The following is a 16,176-nucleotide window of genomic DNA, read 5'->3' on the forward strand; positions in this document are numbered from 1 at the left end:
GTATCGATAAATATAACTTCAGATAACCGGAAACGGTCTATTATGTGTGCCTTTTTCGACCGGTTTAAAAAACCAACACCAAATATTGTTGAGAGTCCCCCCCCTCCCCCTGTCTCCGGACAGGGTGCCGGGCTTCAGAAACCAGAATACCGGGTGAAGCCATATTTTATCGTTGCATCTGTTGAAATGGGCAATACCACTACCAAATGCATCCTGACCGGCACAAACATGGAGACCGGACGTTCCTACATTATTCATAAAACAGTATCGATGAGCCGTGACGTGCGGCCGCCCAAACCCGGAGAAGAGGTGTTTGGTACAACCCTTGTCGGGACGCCCATCACCAAGGAGTCTGTCGCAGAACTTGTGAGAGACACCCTAATCAAATGCCATAAAGACGCAGGACTCTCCATCCAGGATGACCTCGACTTTGTGGTGCGCTCAACCGGTGTGGTCGCCGCAATGGATTCTCCCGACCAGGTGGGTGACTTTGTGAAGTCCCTTGCAAACGGGTGTCTGATGGCAGGGGGGGTGCCGCCAAAGAAGATGACACCCCCCATGTCAAAAGAGAACCTCCCCAAAAACTGCAGGCATTCAGTTTTGCAGACAAAGTCACCTTCTGTGGCACTGTTGCAGGCGTCACCCCCCCCATCGGTTCATCCGGGGTTGAGCTGGTTGCAAACGAGATGGAGGGAGAACTTGCGATGGCAGGAATGAAGGAGGGTGCAAAGTGGACCCCCCCGGTTGACTTCAGAAATCCCTGTCTCTCCATTGATTTCGGCACCACGCTGGACGGCAGAATCACCAGTGACGTCGACCCGAAGGCTGAATATCCCTTTGCGCGGACCATCGGAAATTTCTGCGGTCTTGCAGGTGCCATTCCCGATGCCATCATCCGCGGCACCGGACTGGTGCAGGAAGGGAAGGGCACGGCCCTTGACCTCTTTGGAGAGAAGAGCATCGTAGGTGGTCTTTCCCGGAAAAAGACTGCGGCAGTCCTGGAGTATGAGAAACAAATTCATGAAAATATCGACATCCGGATTGTCCCGCCTGACCGCAACCACTTCGGCAAGGTGCCGGTCTGTGCGGACATCGCCATGGAATCCGGCATTGCGATGATCGGCTGTGACTGCGGCAGGGATTACAGCGGAGAAGACATCCTGAAAGAGATTGGGGCAGATATATATAGCAATCATGGGAAAGATGTCCTTACACAGGTTATCGACCATGTCTGTGCACGAATGGCCCTGCGCCTCGTGGATGTCGCAGCAGAAGAGAATCTGATACCCCCCGAACGCATCCATCGGATTCACCGGGCGGGCAGTGATATCCGGCAGAAAGCCGGAGATCATTATGGAAGGGATCACAGAACGGGGGGGTCTCTTTGAAAACCCCAATGACCATGTCATCTTTGTTGATGACGGTCTGGCACGCGGTGCGGCACTTATGGGACGCTGCATGCTCTCCCTCGGGAAACCCAAGGAACCAATCGGGGGGGGCGTACGAGGCGGGCCGTGTATCATGAACAGACGTATGAAGATTGGAAAATAGACAGGAATACTATGACAGACGATAAATTTGACCTTATTATACCTCCGGGCGTCCCCCCCCGCAGTATGATCTATGAAATTGAAGAACAGTATGACGTTGAAGTGGTCATGAGAAAACGGCAGCTCTACTTTGCAAACATGGAAGGGGACACCCGGGAACTGCTTGCCTTCCGGGGGACACGGGAGGTCGTTGAAAAAGTGCAGGAAGACCTCTATAACCGGTTGGAAGCCTACGTATCAGGGACTGACTGAGTCTTTTTAAACATTTTTAAACAAATTCCAAAACCCTATTATTCTGTATCCCGAATACTTTGTGCATAATGGTGTGGGTAAAGTCTATCGAAAATAATTATGTCAATGTCGACACCATCATCTCAATCACCTTTGACGCCAAGTGCAATGCGTTTGTGGCGGTGGTCGGCCATCGTGATGTCAGGCTTCAGCACAAGATCTACCAGCATAAGGCACTGGGAAGTTTTCTGCAGGGCAACTCGCCCCGGGGGGGAGATGACGAAATCCTGGAAGATATGATCCTGATGATTGAGGATGCAAAAAAAGTGGTGATTGTCCGATTATTGATTTTATGAAACTGCTGAATTATTAACCAACATTTACTCCAGAAGCATCATGATGAGTGCCTTCTGGGCATGTAAACGGTTTTCAGCCTGATTCCAGATGAGTGAGGACGAGCCGTCCATCACTGCAGCGGAGATCTCCTCACCCGGTGAGCAGGAAGACAGTGCATCACCTTTGCATGGTCGGCGGCTTTCTCCATCAGGGTGTCGTTTACCGTGAATCCCGCAAATTCGCAAATCCGTTTGTCCCGTTCTCCCTCACTTCCCATGGAGACCCAAGTGTCTGTGTAGATGACATCCGCACCTGAGACCGCCTCTTCAGGAGTGGTGCATACTTCATACCGTGCTCCCACATGGTCTGCCTCTGTGAGGATCTCCTCTTTCGGCAGGTAACCGTCCGGGGGATGCAACCGCCATCTCATAGCCTGCCATTGGTGCTGCGAGGAGCAGGGAGTTGCAGACATTATTGCTGTCGCCGATGTAAGCCACCCGGAGGCCTTCGGTTGTCTTAAACTCCTCTTTCATTGTCATGATGTCTGCCAGGATCTGACAGGGGGGGTGCTCCCGGTCAGAGAGGCCGTTGATGACCGGAATACTGGCATGCGTTGCCAGTTCAACCGCCGTCTCATGCCGATAGGAACGGATCATGATCAGGGAGAGATAGCGTGAGAGCACACGGGCAGTGTCCCGCACCTCTTCCCCCGGCCCAGCTGCATATCATTCGGGTTCAGAAAAAGGGCATGCCCCCCCAGTTCAAACATCCCCACTTCAAAGGAGATACGTGTCCGGGTGGACGCCTTCTCAAAGATCATCCCAGGGTGTGCTTCCGGGGGGGAAGAGCATGGTCACTCCCTGCATTGCGCAGGGCCTTGAGACGGATGGCCTGATCCACAACCTGATGCAGTTCAGCAGCAGACAGGTCCTGAATGGAGAGGATATCCCGTTTCATCTGATATCCCTCATATGGGAAATCCGCTTCTCAAGGACTTCCTGGGTACCGATATCACGGCGGTAGCGGACGGCCCCTTTCACCGACTCTGCGGCACGCTGTGCCTGCACCTCAGCCTCTGCAAGGGTGTCGCCGAGACCAACAAATGCAAGGGTCCGGGAGGTCTGGGTATAATATTCCCCCCCATCTGTTAAGGTGACATTTGCAAAGAAAAGCTTCGCATTCCCATAATCACCAATGCGGAGGCGCTGCCCCCCCTTCTGCGGTGCGTCAGGATACCCTTCCGGCACCAGATATTTACAGACCGATGCCTGCGGTGCAAAGGAGACGTCAGCCGGTGTGAGCGTCCCTGATGCCATTTTGACAAGGATCTCTGCAAAGTCAGATGTCAGAAGCGCAAGCAGGTTCATCGCCTCGGGATCCCCAAACCGTGCATTGAACTCGATCACCTTGGGCCCGTCCGTTGTATTCATGAACTGACCATACAGGAAACCGACATAAGGGAGACCTTCTGCATTCAGCGCAGCAATAACCTTCTCCATAATGGAAAATGCCCGGTTTTTGTCTGCATCAGTGACAAACGGGAAGGAATGATCTTCCATAGAGTACGACCCCATACCGCCGGTGTTCGGGCCGACATCTCCTTCATATGCCGTTTGTGGTCCTGGACAAGAGGCATCGGCACCAGATGAGTGCCGTCGACAAACGCCATCAACGTGAACTCTTCTCCGATGAGCCGCTCTTCGAGTACTACCTCTCCACCGATCTCACGGATGTAGTCCTTTGCACCTGCGCAGTCGAGGTGCTCGCCCATGATCTTCACCCCCCCTTTACCACCGGTCAGGCCAATTGGCTTGATGGCAAGATCCGCATCATGTGCATCGATATACCGGCATGCTTCCTCAGGGTCATGGAAGGCCGCATATCCCGGACAGCCCTCAATCCCATGGTCACGCATCAGGTTCCGGCAGAACTCCTTGTCTGTTTCAAGTCGCGCAGCTGCCTTTTGGGGGCCGATGCAGGAGATGCCGCGGGCAGTCAGTTCATCGGCGAGACCTGCCTGCAGAGGCGCCTCCGCCGATGACTGCATATTCAATCCCGTGTGCTTCCGCGTAATCAGCAACCCGACCTATTTCCGTTTCTTTACATATGCACACATCTGCAGAAAGTGCGGCGATACCGGGATTTTCCTTCCCCATCACAGAATAGATTTCAACATTGCTGCTGCGTGAAAGGGCATCGGCCAGCGCATGCTCTCTGCCCCCCCTCCACCCACAACAAGAATTTTCATATCCATTATTGCATAGCAGACTGCTAAAAGGTTATTATTGACGAAGAAGGTCAGAGACACGGACGAGTGGGACCAGAGTCACTCCGAGATCAGCCAGACGGGCGGATGCCCCCCCTGTTCACGGTCCACCACGGTCACGACAGTATCGACCACGGCACCGGCATCCCGAAGGCATTGATACCGTAGATCACACTGCCCCCCCGGAGGTTGTCACATCCTCCACCAGCAGCACATGTCTGCCTTTCACATCGCCAATGACGGTGCCGCCCACACCATATGCCTTCTCCCCCCCTTTTCGGATAATGGCATAGGGTTTTCCGGACGCCAGGGACGCGGCCACCGCAATGGGCACCGCACCGACCGCAACACCGGCGACACAGTCATATGAACCCAGTTCGGCGATGGCGTGGCCGATTGCTGCGAGCAGTGCAGGCTGGGTCGCTGCATCTTTAATGTTAATATAATACGAACTCTGTTGTCCGGAAGCGAGCGTAAACTCACCGAACTGTATTGCCCCCCCATACTCAATCAGGCATTCTTTCACTGTTGTATTCACTGTTGTATTCACTGTATTATCTACCATGGTACGTCTTTCACTCCTATGAGATAGCCAATTATATTTGCTCCACGATGGAGAAGCGGGGTCAGGATGAGGATCCAGACCAGTATGAGCGGGGGGGTGATAGTGGCAATGACCCACGCATAATTAAAGAGAAGCAGCAGGGCAAATGCCCCGAAAACGAGATCATACTGATCAGCAATCAGCCATTCCTCTCCGCGGGTCTTGTTGAGACGCCGTTTGGCAAAGCTTTTCACCATGTCCCCCAGGAGCGCACCTGCGGCAAGACAGACTACCACCGAGGGTGTCAGAAGCGAAAGACCAAGGTGGGGGGGTTCAGCTACCACCTGAATGATCCCGATACAAATACCGGACATTACCCCCACCAAAAAAGCCCCCGCCAGGTCTTTCCGTCGCCCAGCATCCGTCTCCCGTCCCGCCAGTTCCTCCCGCCGTCAATCGGTCTCCCGCCGCCAAATACAGCCGCCGCCGAATTCGGGACATAGGCAGGAATCATAATCCAGAAAGCGAGGAGTAAAGAAAACAGAATGTCATATATGCTGATACCAATCCCTCCCCCCCGGAAGTAAGAATATAAGACGGAAAGAAATCATTAATGTATCGGATTTCTGTTACCCACAGAAATTGTCTGAAAAACAATCCTTAATACCAACGGATGATAATAGAGAACATTGGTCGATTTTAAATAAATGATAACTCCATGTGATGTTCAATGGTGGCATTAAAAACAACAACAAGCCTGTGCCCAAAATGTGGGGCAATCCTGCCAGCAGATGTGATCGAAGAGGACGGAAAGGTTTACATCGTGCGGGAATGTCCTGAACATGGGGTCAGTAAAGATCTCTACTGGTCCGATGCAGAGATGTATAAAAAATTTGACATCTTCGAAGGAATAGGACCAGGTATCGATAATCCTCAAAAAGAAGCAAAAGCCGGGTGTCCACTGGACTGTGGGCTGTGCAGCAACCATAAATCCGGAACCCTGCTCGCGAATATTGATCTGACAAACCGCTGCAACCTTGCCTGTGATTTCTGTTTTGCAAACGCCCATGCATGCGGCTACATCTATGAACCATCCTTTGATGAGGTGGTCGGCATGCTGCAGATGCTGCGGGATCAAAAACCGGTACCGGCTCCGGCGGTGCAGTTCTCCGGGGGGGGAACCAACGATGCGCGATGATCTCTTTGCGATTATTAAAAAAGCAAGAGATATGGGGTTCAGCCAGATACAGATTGCCACAAACGGTATCAAAATAGCACAGAACCCACAGTATGCAAAAGACCTGATGGATGCGGGAGTGTGCACTCTCTATCTGCATTTTGACGGCGTTACCCGACAGACAAATCCCCTCATAAAAATCAGCAAAAAAGTCATCGAACACTGCAGAAAAGCAAATCTGGGCATTGTGCTGGTACCGACCATCATCAACGGCAGAAATGACCATGAAGTCGGTGACATCATCCGGTTTGCCGCAGACAATGTCGATGTCATCCGTGGCATAAATTATCAGCCGGTGGCATTCACCGGTGCCGCATCAGCAGATAATGTGGCACGGGAACGGGTGACCATCCCTGATCTTGCTGAGAGAATCGAGGAACAGACCGGAGGGATCATTAAAAAGGATTACTTCTACCCGGTGCCTGTGTGCTGCCATTCTCCGACCTGATTGAGACCTATACCGGTGAGCCACAGGTGAGGTTCACCACCCACCAGCACTGCGGAGCAGCTACCTATGGGTTTGTCACCGAAGACGGAATCATTCCGATCAATGAAATGATTGATGTGGACGAATTTTTCGATGCCGTCAAACAGATGGGAGAGAAACTGAACCACGGGGGGGACGGGTCACTGAACAAATACAAGACCCTAATCGAAGGCATCAATGACATGAGAATCTCTCTCAAAGACAGCAAAACCAGCAGCAACACCATCTTCTGGAAGATAATCGCACAGACGCTTGTCAAGCATGATTTTGAGGCACTGCGAAAGTTCCACTGGAATGCACTTTTTATCGGCACAATGCATTTCATGGATAACTTCAATTATGACACGGATCGTGTGCAGCGCTGCTGTATCCATTATGCCACCCCCCCGGACGGAACACTGATTCCCTTCTGCACCTACAACAGCGGCCCGGTCTACCGGGAACAAATATGGCAAAGACACGCACAACCCATCATCACGAAAGATGAAATAGTTGATCCTGACACCATTAACTGAAGGAACAGGTGTTACACAGAGATTCAAATACCTTTTTTATTCATTACACCGGACGACACAGATGATATACATTGTTCCAAAACCAACCGACACACCGGAAGACAACTCCACCGGGATGGTCATTCGCGCACTCAGAGAGCGCGATTACCCGTATGCACTGCTTGATCTGGATGCAATAGATCCCTTCTCGCCGGACATTTCCGGAGAGACCATATGGGTCTGCGGCATCAGACAGGACGGTGTCCAGTTTGAAGTCATCAGCGCTCTCGGGCTTACAAACCGAATGGTGAATGACCCCCCCCACGCGATTGCCGTCTGTGCGAGCAAGGCACAGACCACCGCCCGTCTGCTGAGGCAGGTGTCCCGACACCAAAGACCATATTCACCGGTTCACTCACCGAGGCAGAACGATTCCTTTGTTGTCATAAAAAGGCAGTCTACAAACCCCCTCTACGGATACGACGGGAATGGAATATTCCCGTTCACTGAGACAAGTGAACTGCCTGAAGGACCATACTATCTCCAGGAATTCGTAGAAAATGACCGCGATTATCGGGTATTTGTTATCGGCGGCGTTGCTGTCGGTGCCATCGTCCGTGTCTCTGACACCTTTGCCCACAATATCCATCAGGGGGGGGAACGGGAACTGCACTGATGGATTTGCCGGATGCAATGAAAGAGGTTGCAGGAGCTGCTGCACGGGCAGTCGGTATTGACTACTGCGGTGTCGATCTGCTGGAACAGGGCAACAGCTATACGGTTCTTGAAGTCAACGGCACGCCAAACTGGCACTGCATGGACGCACCCATACCCAACCTTCTCGCAGACTATCTCATTGAAGAAGATCGGAAAAAATAACTGATTTAAGGGAGGGAATCAATCTCTTTTTCCGTCCGCTGTGCCAGTTCTCGCATGCGTGCAGCGATACGGTTCGGAGCTGAATGTTCATTGTCCTTCATAATCTCTGCAATCTCCTGACCGAGAATAAAAATTGCGTGTTTATGCTCCATTTTGCTTTTATGAACCTGACTTGGATCAATTTTCAGGGCGTAATATTCCGAAAAATCGTTTTCAGGATTTTCTTCCTCGAAACTGTCCCGAATCTCTGCCATAATCTTGTGGAGCCTGATTAACTCTTCCTTGTGCACTGTCTCTCACTCACCCGTCAAATCTTACTGATACATCACAAAGAAATCATCCATGAAGGGATGACTTTCTGCCACCGGTCATGTAGTATATTGTATCTCCGTTTATGCATTTAAGGTATTGGAGCAGGATAAAAAAAGGGCAGAACCGGCATTTTAAGCCGATTCAGTAACAAAAATCAACAATCAGGAGATTTTTATCAGTTTCATGGACACCGGCTTTTTAACAATCCCGGAAAAATCCGGTGCTGCGATATATTCCAGATCAGCAGAAAACGCATAATCAACGATCTTCTGATCCACCATCCGGTCAATGATCAGACCATGCCCTTCAGGAGGCAGGTGGGTGAGCAGGTCATCAACGAGGTCTGCATCTGATTCTTTCAGAATATCCCGTTTTTCCGAAAGAATCCGAGCAGTATGTTTTTCTTTTACTTCTGCCATGTGCCACTCCAGGGAACCGGGCTGTTTCTGAACCCGCACCTCTTCCCGGTGCCTGCGTGCCCGTTCCCGCGTGCTCGAATCGATCATATCCATCCGGTGATGCAGTTCAGGGATGTCCACCTCACCATCTTTATTGATGATATATTCAACCGGTATCTTGTTGCGCAGAGGTTTGATGATCTCTTTTCTGGACATGTCCTCCACAGACCTGCCCCCCCGCGGACTGATGGCGACAAAATCAATTTCAGCCACCTGTACCAGTTCACTGAGAATCAGTCACCGCCCCGGTCACCATCGACAAATGCCGTTGCCGTCTTCTGGTTGCAGAGACTGATAATCGTTTCCGGAATATTGGTTCCTTCAACGGCAATCGTATTCTTTATGCCATATTTCAGGAGATTAATGACATCAGCACGCCCCCCCTCGACCACAATAATGGCATCTGAACCTGGTGCATTGGGACCTGCAGGCAGCTTCTCCTCGCCAAATTCAATGATTTTCTCTATCCGCGAGGACTCCCGGACAGAGTCCATAATCTCATTGGTGTCAATAGACCCTTCATCAAATGATTCAATGAGGAGTTCCTTGGCACGGCTGATGATCTTCTGGCGTTTCGTGACCCTGACATCTTCGATACGGTCAACCTTTATCCGTGCAAAACAGGGCCCGACACGGTCAATGGTCTCCAGGGACGCTGCGACAATGGCGGTTTCCGCCTTGTCAATGGACGAGGCCATGTGAATATCCCCCCCTTCGTATCACCTTTTACGCTCGCGATCTGGACATCTATCCGTCCCATCCTGCCGGTGCGCTGAAGCTCACGGAGGTCAAGTTCCTCTCCCAACAAGCCTTCCGTCTGGCCAAAGATGGCACCGACAACATCAGACTTCTGCACCACCCCTCTGCCTCGAGTTTCATGTGTATGAGATACTTTGTGGTATCCTGTGAATGCATTGAATAATCCTCCGAATAATAATGAAAATGCCATGCTTCCGTACACCTGCGGTAGCGAATGCGCGGGCATGTTTGTAATTACTGTCCGCCGCTATATAAATGAATTGAAATCTGATACAAAATGGTGTCATCTTCCCAAACAGACCGGTAGCTGCAACAGACTCACGCAGATGGTCGGTAGTGTGCACTACTCCGTATGAGTCACAGAATATTTTCGGCAAATGAAGAACAGAGAAAGAAACCACGGGATCAGACAGTGTATGCCCGCATGGCCATCCGTTATCAGCTAAAGACAACTGTCCAGAGTATTCACGAGCGCATCCTTGTCCATGCCTGCGATACAGATCCGTTTCACCGACGATGTCTGGCCACTGACAATGGTGACTGATGACTTCGGGACAGAAAGAACAGATGAAACAAGTTTTACAATCGCTTTATTCGCTTTCCCTTCTACAGGCGGCGCACGAATACTGCATCCGACAGCATTTCGCCAGATATTTACTCCCGCAGGAAATTCCTCCCGTTTGGAACCGGCATGCACATCAAGTACGCAATAGACACAGCCATCCCCGTTCTCTACGGCACATGCTGCTGATGTCATAATAATCAAATAGGTAAATTGTGACCTGACACTAACAAACATGGATCATATGTGGCATGCGCCGTTCATCACCTGTTCTAAACCCATTGTCAGGCCGCCTGTTGCACACCTGGGTTGTCCCATGGATCATATCCAGAACTTTGCCAATCGATCACCCGGGGGGGACCTATTGATGTGCAGTGTGTCAGCTAATTATTATTCTACCTGTGAGCACTTATAGCCTCTGCCGGGTATCCACAGGTCGTCTCTACGGGAAAATTCGTTACGCCGGTAGGAGAGGTGGCCGCCAACGCAGGTGATACAGGGAAATACCCCCTGCATTCCTTCATAGGGCGTCCAGCCAGCGCGGGAATGGAGCATATCTTCCGTGATCGTCTCGGTCTTTTGCCGGGGGGGATAAAGAGCCAGGTCTGCGGGAGCACCAGGCAACAGTGTTGATATGGGGATGCCCAGCAGATGGGCAGGAGTATAGACCACCTTCTCAAGGAGGGAGGAGAGCGCAATTCTGCCTGGTATACCTGCGCCAACAGGAGCGGTACCATCGTCTCCACACCCGGAATGCCGGAGGGCACCGCAGAAAATGACTGTGACTTCTCCTCAATGCTATGGGGGGGCGCATGGTCGGATGCAATGACGGGGATGGCATCCCACATCTCCCAAAGCGCCTTTCGAGTCGCTTCATGCCGGACCGGCGGATTTACCTTGCAGTATCCATCCGGGACCGTGCCGTGCTCTTCAATGGACAAAAAGAGGTGGTGGGGCATCACCTCATAGGATGCGGGCAGCGCCATCAGGGCCGCCTCCGCACTGAGAGGGGAGGAGAGATGGCAGAAATGAGCAGACAAACCCGGAGGAACTGTGCTGCCACCATCTCCATACACGTTGTTTCCCCCCCCTCCTCCGGGCGGAGCGCGGCATGTGCTGCAAGTGAGGTGTCATCCCCGGAGAGCACCTCCTCACAGTGAAGAGTGACAAGTGCGCCCAGTTCTGCAATACCAGAGAATACCTGTGCCAGTTCATCGGGAGAGACCGCATCCCCCATAACTGGAGGCAGCGGCAAAGGTCTCCCCGAAGGCGAGGGCACCTGCCTCCCAGAGACCGGTGATGTCGGATTGTTCCGAGACATACCCGTTGATGCCAAACCGGCAGTATGCATCCCGCGTGGCCTCTGCCACACGTTCTTGGAACGCACCCGCGCCGGTCAGGGGGGGAGGAATGGTATTCGGCTGGTCAACTACCGTGGTCACTCCTCCCGCAAGGGCACTCTGTGACCCGGACGTCCAGTCCTCCTTATATCCCTGTGTTTCCCCCCCGCCCCGCATATGCACATGCATATCAACGGCACCGGGGGGGAGACAGAGAAGACCCGTGCAGTCAATCGTCCGGTCGGCCCGGAGGGTGGTTCCGACATGGATAATCCTACCGTCTGCAAGGGAGATGTCTGCCACCCTCCCGTCCGGCAAAAGTGCATTTTTCAGCACGCATTCAGCATCAGATAACATTGTTATATTCCGTTAATTCCCAAACGTTCCTGCTCCTCACTGAGGACACGCAGGATATCTTTTTTTCTGCATACCATACTTCTGCGAAATGATGCGGGTAGTAGCGGAGTTTTGCTTCCCTGAGACCCGGCACACCAAGGTCTGACTCGCGGTTGATGAAGGCGTATCCCTTTTGTTCTTCAAGGTAGCGGGCCGTCTCCTGATTGATCACCTTGTAATTACCTTCACAGTCAGGGAGCCCTTTCTCAAAGTGGATGAGGGCCATGTCATCATTCATCCCCCCCTCGTAGATAGAGAGCGCAGATATTTTGCCATCCACACGGATTAGCAGTCCTTCCAGACCCAGTTCGGCAAAATGGGTGATGCAGAAGAGGACCGCGGTCTTCTCGTGGGCAAGAACTTCATTCTCCTCACAGTGTTTCCACTCGCACCACTTCCGGAGAAATTCTTTTATTTCGGGCACATTTTCATTGCTGATGGTCTCTACCTTAAACGAACACTTACGATTGAATTTGTTGATATGCTTTCGAATTCCAAGGTAGCGTTTGCCGGGGGGGAGATGGGCGAGGTCTCCGGTCAGGTAGATATAATCATAGAAATCCCGGTCGGTGTGCAGAACGAGTCCGGGAAGTTCATGAAGAATCCAGTCGCGGGTGGGGGGGCGTTCAAAGATGTAGAACGGCCGGTCTCCCCCGGTCTCTGCCGAGAGGCGCAAAAGGTCACGCAGGAGGGCAGGGTTCCGGGGGGGTCCTATGGGCGCGTGAAAGAGGCGTGTTTCGTTAATGACTGCTGATATCAGTAACGTATCATTCAGATAGGCATAGGAATAATCCGAGTATGCCTGCCATGCAATCATCGTGGTAAAGTTATTTTCACTGTGAATCTGGGGGGGAAATTGGGAAAATATTTCACGAAAAAATGCCCCCCCGTCTTTCATTTCTACCGGGCAGAATGCGTCAGATGTGATCATTGTTTGTCGTCTCCTTCATATTTCATGGGCAGATAGTCTTCCATCACCGTGAAGCCGAGAGGGGGGGCATAAAAGGTATGTGTGCCGGGTTCTGCGATGAGAGCAATCCAGGTGATGCCCGCCTGCCGGCAGGTATCAACGAGAAGCTGAATGATGCGTTTGCCGATGCCCTGTCCCCCCCGACAGGCAGGGTCCACAACGACATCCTGAATATACGCATCAGAGACACCGTCTGAGAGGACACGCCCCATGCCAACCGCCCTGTTGTCTCTGGTGTATGCAACGGCAACAGCAAAGCTGCCGTCAAACAGCGCAGGGATCACCGTGACGGCATCAGACATTTCTTCCCACCACCCCCCCGCACTGCGGTATAATGCAACAATCTGTTCTGCATCCCATGCAGGCACAACAGAGACAGTGATATCTTCAGTATTCACGTTGTTTACCCCCCCTCTCCTGGTATCGGATACACATTCAGCAGAAAGGTAAAAAAATGAATGTATCAGCAGACCCGTGGGACAGGGTCGCCGACGGGAGCCTCGATGAAGCGTTCTCCCCCGATAGGAGTCTCGAGAATAACGGAGGTGCCCTCTTTCACAACACCGATAATGGCTGCATCCCTGCCCTGCGGAAATGAACGGATGGCAGCGAGGATAGCTGCGGCATCGTCCGGTGCGACACCCATCACGACCTTGCCTTCATTGGCCACATCGAGGGGGGGATTTATGCCGAGGAGTTCAGAGGCACTTCTCACACTGCGCCGGATAGGCAGGGCATCTTCCGTGATGCGGACCTGCACACCGGATTTCTCTGCCATCTCATTGATGGCATTGGAGAACCCGCCGCGGGTCGGATCTTTCATTGCATGAATGTCACCTGCAAGAAGGGCCGCCTCAACCAGTGGCCAGAGGGGGGCAACGTCTGACTGAATCTGCTCACCGAGATCAAAGCCTTCCCGGTGGGTCATGATGGCCATCCCGTGGTCGCCGATGGTGCCGCTCACAATGATCACGTCACCGGGCAAAAGGCCGCAGTCACGCACCGGATTCTCTGCCACACCCACCCCCCCTGCGGTGTTGATGGCGATACCATCGATTGCACCCCCCCGCTCAAGCACTTTGGTGTCACCAGTCACAATGGCCGCACCGCACTCACCGAGGGCTTCATCCATTGACGCGACGATTTTTTCGAGTATTTCAATATCAAATCCCTCTTCGATGATCATCGCGCAGGAGAGGGCGATGGGCCGTGCACCCATCATCGCCAGATCATTTACCGTGCCAGATACGGCAATTCTCCCGATATCGCCGCCGGGAAAGAAGAGCGGTTTTACGACATGGCTGTCGGTGGTAAATACCAGATTGGTATCATTGAGGGGGGATCACGGCACCATCGTCAAGTGCCTCCAGCCCGATACCACCTGCATTATTGTGGGTATATTTCGTTAATGTCTCACCGAGAAGTTCAGAAAATACTGCGCCGCCGGCGCCATGCATCAGATTGACTTTCATTCATCATCAACTTCTATCTCAATATTTGTCACAGATATTTCACGTCCTGCAACAATTTCCGGAAGTTTTCCACATGTCGGACAGACATATCGCTCATTGCCTTTATATCCACATGAACAGACCGTCTTCACCGGAATATTATGGTATTCCAAAACAGCACCCTGAAACAGTTCATCCTCTTCAGAGAGGGCAGAAAACAGAAATTCAACCTGTTCAGGGTTGATCATACTCATCTCGCCAAAATCAGCTGAGATCTTCTTTACCCGTGTTGCGGCATTATCGAGGGCCGCACGGCGTGCCGTTGCATAGATGTCGTATGCAACCGTGTACTCGTGCATTATTCCTCCATTGCCGCATAGACTTCTTCAAAAACTTTGAGCGTCTTCAGTGCCTCTTCCCTGCTCAGTTTCTGGATTGCAAATCCAACATGAACAAGGACATACTCGCCTACTTCAACATCAACCAGGTCAAGGCGCACCTCCTGTTTCAGGTCGCCATAGTCAACAACCCCAATGTTGCCGTCTTTGATTTCGAGCACTTCAGCCGGTATTGCTATGCACATATGTTCTCCTCCTGAACACACCGGTAGTGTGATATGAAAAATGATTATTGAGCGCCGAGAAGGAGATTTGAACTCCTGAGGTGAAACACCAGTGGCTTTCAAGGCCACCGCCTTTCCGGGCTAGACTATCTCGGCTCGAATAAGTGTTGGTAGTCCCAAGATAAAAAATAGTGTTATTTGCGAATTCCTGCATATCCAACGATACAGAGTGCAGAAATCAGCACCACCAGGGGGGGAAATGGAGACTCAGTGGCTCAGAATCTGGAATTACGTCGCCAAAATAGGATGCCGCAGCAGGACCACTGGTGATGGATTTTGCATTTTCCACGGTAACAGTGACCACACCTTCATCACCGGCACGCACCGGCTCCACCTTCAGATAGAGGAAAGCCCCCCCGGAAGAAGAAACGGTGAACTCCTCAGGTGCAGTGCTGCCGGTATCATCAATACGAACGAGAGAACCGGTTTCGTCCGTATGATATATGCGCCAGTCAGTGCCGGTGGACGTGCTGACCTCCACCCTGCCCGGCAGGGCATCAACAATAAAGTAGGCCGGTGCGTCCCGTGTTGCGGTGGCAGATGCGGAAACTGTCTGACCGGGCGCATGGGCCGTCGGCGCGGGCGTGAACCCTGCAGACGTGCCGGGGGGGTCTTCCAGGGTGAAACTCACCCGGGTGATGAACCGGGCCTCATTATTCCTGAAATCAGAAAATTTAGCATAATACTGGCCCGGCCCGGAGATGGGCACATTCTCAGAGAAATATCCGCTTGCATCGGTCCGGATATAGAGCGGCCCGTATATGACCGTGCCGCGGCTGTCTGCCACTTCAATCTGCAGGCCGGCTGACCCGACTTCAGGGGCGCGACCCCCCCGGATGGACAGCGTATCCCGTGATTCCTGGGTGGAGGGAGAGACGATGGTAATCTCACCGGACCGGTCAATGACCTTAAATATCTTTGTCCGGTCCGACCCTGAACTGAGGGGGGGATAGTCCATGATATCCTCGACAATTTCAAACTTATAGGTTCCTTCCTCCAGTGCGAGGGTCTGCAGCTGAATGGACCAGTTGCCATCCTGCTGTATGACAATGGCCTGCGATGTCAGTTCACGGGACATGGGCTGAACTTCATACAGCTGTATCCAGGTGCTGTATCCCGGAGGAAGAGTGCTTGTCCCCCCCGATGGTGACAATGTCGCCGCGATAGACCTCATCCGGGCATGAACACTTTATTTCATAGGCCGAAACTGCCCCCCAGAACAGAGGAGAATCAGCCCGATCAGGCATGCCACCTTTTTCATATTCAGATACCAAATCATGTA

At 52.2% G+C, this 16,176-nt stretch carries 15 protein-coding genes, 1 tRNA gene and 8 pseudogenes; 6 read left to right on the top strand and 18 right to left on the bottom strand.

Translation table 11 applies throughout. The features are described 5' to 3' along the window. The first annotated feature begins 42 nt into the window (after positions 1-42). The 3 genes and pseudogenes from JCM10550_RS09390 (at position 43) to JCM10550_RS09400 (ending at position 2,137) form a co-directional block, all read left to right on the top strand. Positions 43-1,551: pseudogene (locus tag JCM10550_RS09390) on the top strand (methanogenesis marker 14 protein). A gap of 11 nt (positions 1,552-1,562) precedes the next feature. Continuing rightward, positions 1,563-1,802, top strand: a complete 240-nt coding sequence (locus JCM10550_RS09395) for a hypothetical protein (protein ID WP_062398694.1) — start codon at positions 1,563-1,565, stop codon at positions 1,800-1,802. Between the two features lie 68 nt (positions 1,803-1,870). Further along, entirely contained in the window at positions 1,871-2,137 is a 267-nt protein-coding gene (locus JCM10550_RS09400; protein ID WP_245618976.1) for a hypothetical protein, read from the top strand. Between the two features lie 24 nt (positions 2,138-2,161). Here the strand turns inward: JCM10550_RS09400 and argF are convergent. Both argF and purD read right to left on the bottom strand, forming a co-directional pair. Next, a pseudogene (gene argF, locus JCM10550_RS09405) lies at positions 2,162-3,074 on the bottom strand (ornithine carbamoyltransferase). Then, positions 3,071-4,371 (bottom strand): annotated as a pseudogene (gene purD / locus JCM10550_RS09410) (phosphoribosylamine--glycine ligase). Before purD ends, argF begins: the two co-directional pseudogenes overlap by 4 nt. 31 nt (positions 4,372-4,402) lie before the next feature. Here purD and JCM10550_RS22755 point away from each other — a divergent pair. Beyond that, on the top strand, positions 4,403-4,543 hold the full coding sequence (locus JCM10550_RS22755) for a hypothetical protein (protein WP_245618977.1): 141 nt from the start codon (positions 4,403-4,405) through the stop codon (positions 4,541-4,543). Positions 4,544-4,552: 9 nt separating this feature from the next. On the opposite strand, the gene JCM10550_RS09415 is transcribed toward JCM10550_RS22755, so the two are convergent. Both JCM10550_RS09415 and JCM10550_RS09420 read right to left on the bottom strand, forming a co-directional pair. After that, the gene (locus JCM10550_RS09415; protein ID WP_245618979.1) at positions 4,553-4,948 is read right to left on the bottom strand and encodes an orotate phosphoribosyltransferase; all 396 of its coding nucleotides are present in this window, start codon (positions 4,946-4,948) and stop codon (positions 4,553-4,555) included. Next, positions 4,942-5,441, bottom strand: a pseudogene (locus tag JCM10550_RS09420) (CDP-2,3-bis-(O-geranylgeranyl)-sn-glycerol synthase). Before JCM10550_RS09420 ends, JCM10550_RS09415 begins: the two are co-directional and overlap by 7 nt. A 219-nt stretch (positions 5,442-5,660) precedes the next feature. Between JCM10550_RS09420 and JCM10550_RS09425 the strand changes: the two are divergent. Then, positions 5,661-7,166, top strand: a pseudogene (locus JCM10550_RS09425) (radical SAM protein). Between the two features lie 61 nt (positions 7,167-7,227). Continuing rightward, a pseudogene (locus JCM10550_RS09430) lies at positions 7,228-8,024 on the top strand (ATP-grasp domain-containing protein). Positions 8,025-8,029: 5 nt separating this feature from the next. Here JCM10550_RS09430 and JCM10550_RS09435 read toward each other — a convergent pair. The 14 genes and pseudogenes from JCM10550_RS09435 to JCM10550_RS20630 form a co-directional block, all read right to left on the bottom strand. Then, positions 8,030-8,314 (bottom strand): UPF0058 family protein, encoded by a 285-nt coding sequence (locus tag JCM10550_RS09435; RefSeq protein WP_062398696.1) that lies wholly within the window; start codon positions 8,312-8,314, stop codon positions 8,030-8,032. A 183-nt stretch (positions 8,315-8,497) separates the two neighbouring features. Continuing rightward, a pseudogene (gene dnaG / locus JCM10550_RS09440) lies at positions 8,498-9,709 on the bottom strand (DNA primase DnaG). Positions 9,710-9,995: 286 nt separating this feature from the next. Continuing rightward, positions 9,996-10,310 carry a DUF167 domain-containing protein gene (locus JCM10550_RS09445; protein WP_062398697.1) on the bottom strand — a complete coding sequence of 105 codons (315 nt, stop codon included), beginning with the start codon at positions 10,308-10,310 and terminating at the stop codon, positions 9,996-9,998. A gap of 200 nt (positions 10,311-10,510) precedes the next feature. Further along, positions 10,511-11,101: a hypothetical protein gene (locus JCM10550_RS18720; RefSeq protein ID WP_157200129.1), complete on the bottom strand. Its 591-nt coding sequence runs from the start codon at positions 11,099-11,101 to the stop codon at positions 10,511-10,513. Beyond that, positions 11,101-11,352 carry a hypothetical protein gene (locus JCM10550_RS18725; RefSeq protein ID WP_062398704.1) on the bottom strand — a complete coding sequence of 84 codons (252 nt, stop codon included), beginning with the start codon at positions 11,350-11,352 and terminating at the stop codon, positions 11,101-11,103. The genes JCM10550_RS18720 and JCM10550_RS18725 overlap by 1 nt, the downstream gene beginning before the upstream one ends. Then, a complete protein-coding gene (locus JCM10550_RS18730) occupies positions 11,327-11,791 on the bottom strand; it encodes an amidohydrolase family protein (protein WP_172673833.1) in 465 nt (154 codons plus the stop codon). The genes JCM10550_RS18725 and JCM10550_RS18730 overlap by 26 nt, the downstream gene beginning before the upstream one ends. Before the next feature lie 10 nt (positions 11,792-11,801). Next, a complete protein-coding gene (locus JCM10550_RS09470) occupies positions 11,802-12,782 on the bottom strand; it encodes a DUF2156 domain-containing protein (RefSeq protein ID WP_083475415.1) in 981 nt (326 codons plus the stop codon). Beyond that, the gene (locus JCM10550_RS09475) at positions 12,779-13,219 is read right to left on the bottom strand and encodes a GNAT family N-acetyltransferase (RefSeq protein ID WP_062398709.1); all 441 of its coding nucleotides are present in this window, start codon (positions 13,217-13,219) and stop codon (positions 12,779-12,781) included. The genes JCM10550_RS09470 and JCM10550_RS09475 overlap by 4 nt, the downstream gene beginning before the upstream one ends. 65 nt (positions 13,220-13,284) lie before the next feature. Further along, positions 13,285-14,293 (bottom strand): annotated as a pseudogene (gene hypE, locus JCM10550_RS09480) (hydrogenase expression/formation protein HypE). Then, positions 14,290-14,631, bottom strand: a complete 342-nt coding sequence (locus JCM10550_RS09485) for a hydrogenase maturation nickel metallochaperone HypA (RefSeq protein ID WP_062398711.1) — start codon at positions 14,629-14,631, stop codon at positions 14,290-14,292. The pseudogene hypE and the gene JCM10550_RS09485 overlap by 4 nt, the downstream one beginning before the upstream one ends. After that, the gene (hypC, locus tag JCM10550_RS09490) at positions 14,631-14,855 is read right to left on the bottom strand and encodes a HypC/HybG/HupF family hydrogenase formation chaperone (RefSeq protein WP_062398713.1); all 225 of its coding nucleotides are present in this window, start codon (positions 14,853-14,855) and stop codon (positions 14,631-14,633) included. Before hypC ends, JCM10550_RS09485 begins: the two co-directional genes overlap by 1 nt. A gap of 52 nt (positions 14,856-14,907) precedes the next feature. Beyond that, positions 14,908-14,990 (bottom strand) — tRNA-Ser (locus JCM10550_RS09495). Between the two features lie 82 nt (positions 14,991-15,072). Continuing rightward, positions 15,073-15,972 (bottom strand): hypothetical protein, encoded by a 900-nt coding sequence (locus tag JCM10550_RS09500; protein ID WP_062398715.1) that lies wholly within the window; start codon positions 15,970-15,972, stop codon positions 15,073-15,075. A gap of 10 nt (positions 15,973-15,982) precedes the next feature. Then, positions 15,983-16,141, bottom strand: coding sequence for a hypothetical protein (locus JCM10550_RS20630; RefSeq protein WP_157200130.1), 159 nt, complete (start codon positions 16,139-16,141; stop codon positions 15,983-15,985). Positions 16,142-16,176 lie beyond the last annotated feature (35 nt).

Origin of the sequence: Methanogenium cariaci JCM 10550 (assembly GCF_001315945.1) — an archaeon.
GTDB lineage: Archaea > Halobacteriota > Methanomicrobia > Methanomicrobiales > Methanomicrobiaceae > Methanogenium > Methanogenium cariaci.

Excerpts from the sequence above, each read along its gene's own strand:
- JCM10550_RS09395 (WP_062398694.1), top strand. The coding sequence starts at position 1,563 with ATGACAGACGATAAATTTGACCTTATTATACCTCCGGGCGTCCCCCCC.
- JCM10550_RS09400 (WP_245618976.1), top strand. The coding sequence starts at position 1,871 with ATGGTGTGGGTAAAGTCTATCGAAAATAATTATGTCAATGTCGACACC.
- JCM10550_RS09415 (WP_245618979.1), bottom strand. The coding sequence starts at position 4,948 with ATGGTAGATAATACAGTGAATACAACAGTGAATACAACAGTGAAAGAA.
- JCM10550_RS09445 (WP_062398697.1), bottom strand. The coding sequence starts at position 10,310 with ATGACATCAGCAGCATGTGCCGTAGAGAACGGGGATGGCTGTGTCTAT.
- JCM10550_RS18720 (WP_157200129.1), bottom strand. The coding sequence starts at position 11,101 with ATGGCGCTGCCCGCATCCTATGAGGTGATGCCCCACCACCTCTTTTTG.
- JCM10550_RS18725 (WP_062398704.1), bottom strand. The coding sequence starts at position 11,352 with ATGGGGGATGCGGTCTCTCCCGATGAACTGGCACAGGTATTCTCTGGT.
- JCM10550_RS09470 (WP_083475415.1), bottom strand. The coding sequence starts at position 12,782 with ATGATCACATCTGACGCATTCTGCCCGGTAGAAATGAAAGACGGGGGG.
- JCM10550_RS09485 (WP_062398711.1), bottom strand. The coding sequence starts at position 14,631 with ATGCACGAGTACACGGTTGCATACGACATCTATGCAACGGCACGCCGT.
- hypC (WP_062398713.1), bottom strand. The coding sequence starts at position 14,855 with ATGTGCATAGCAATACCGGCTGAAGTGCTCGAAATCAAAGACGGCAAC.
- JCM10550_RS09500 (WP_062398715.1), bottom strand. The coding sequence starts at position 15,972 with ATGTCCCGTGAACTGACATCGCAGGCCATTGTCATACAGCAGGATGGC.
- JCM10550_RS20630 (WP_157200130.1), bottom strand. The coding sequence starts at position 16,141 with ATGCCTGATCGGGCTGATTCTCCTCTGTTCTGGGGGGCAGTTTCGGCC.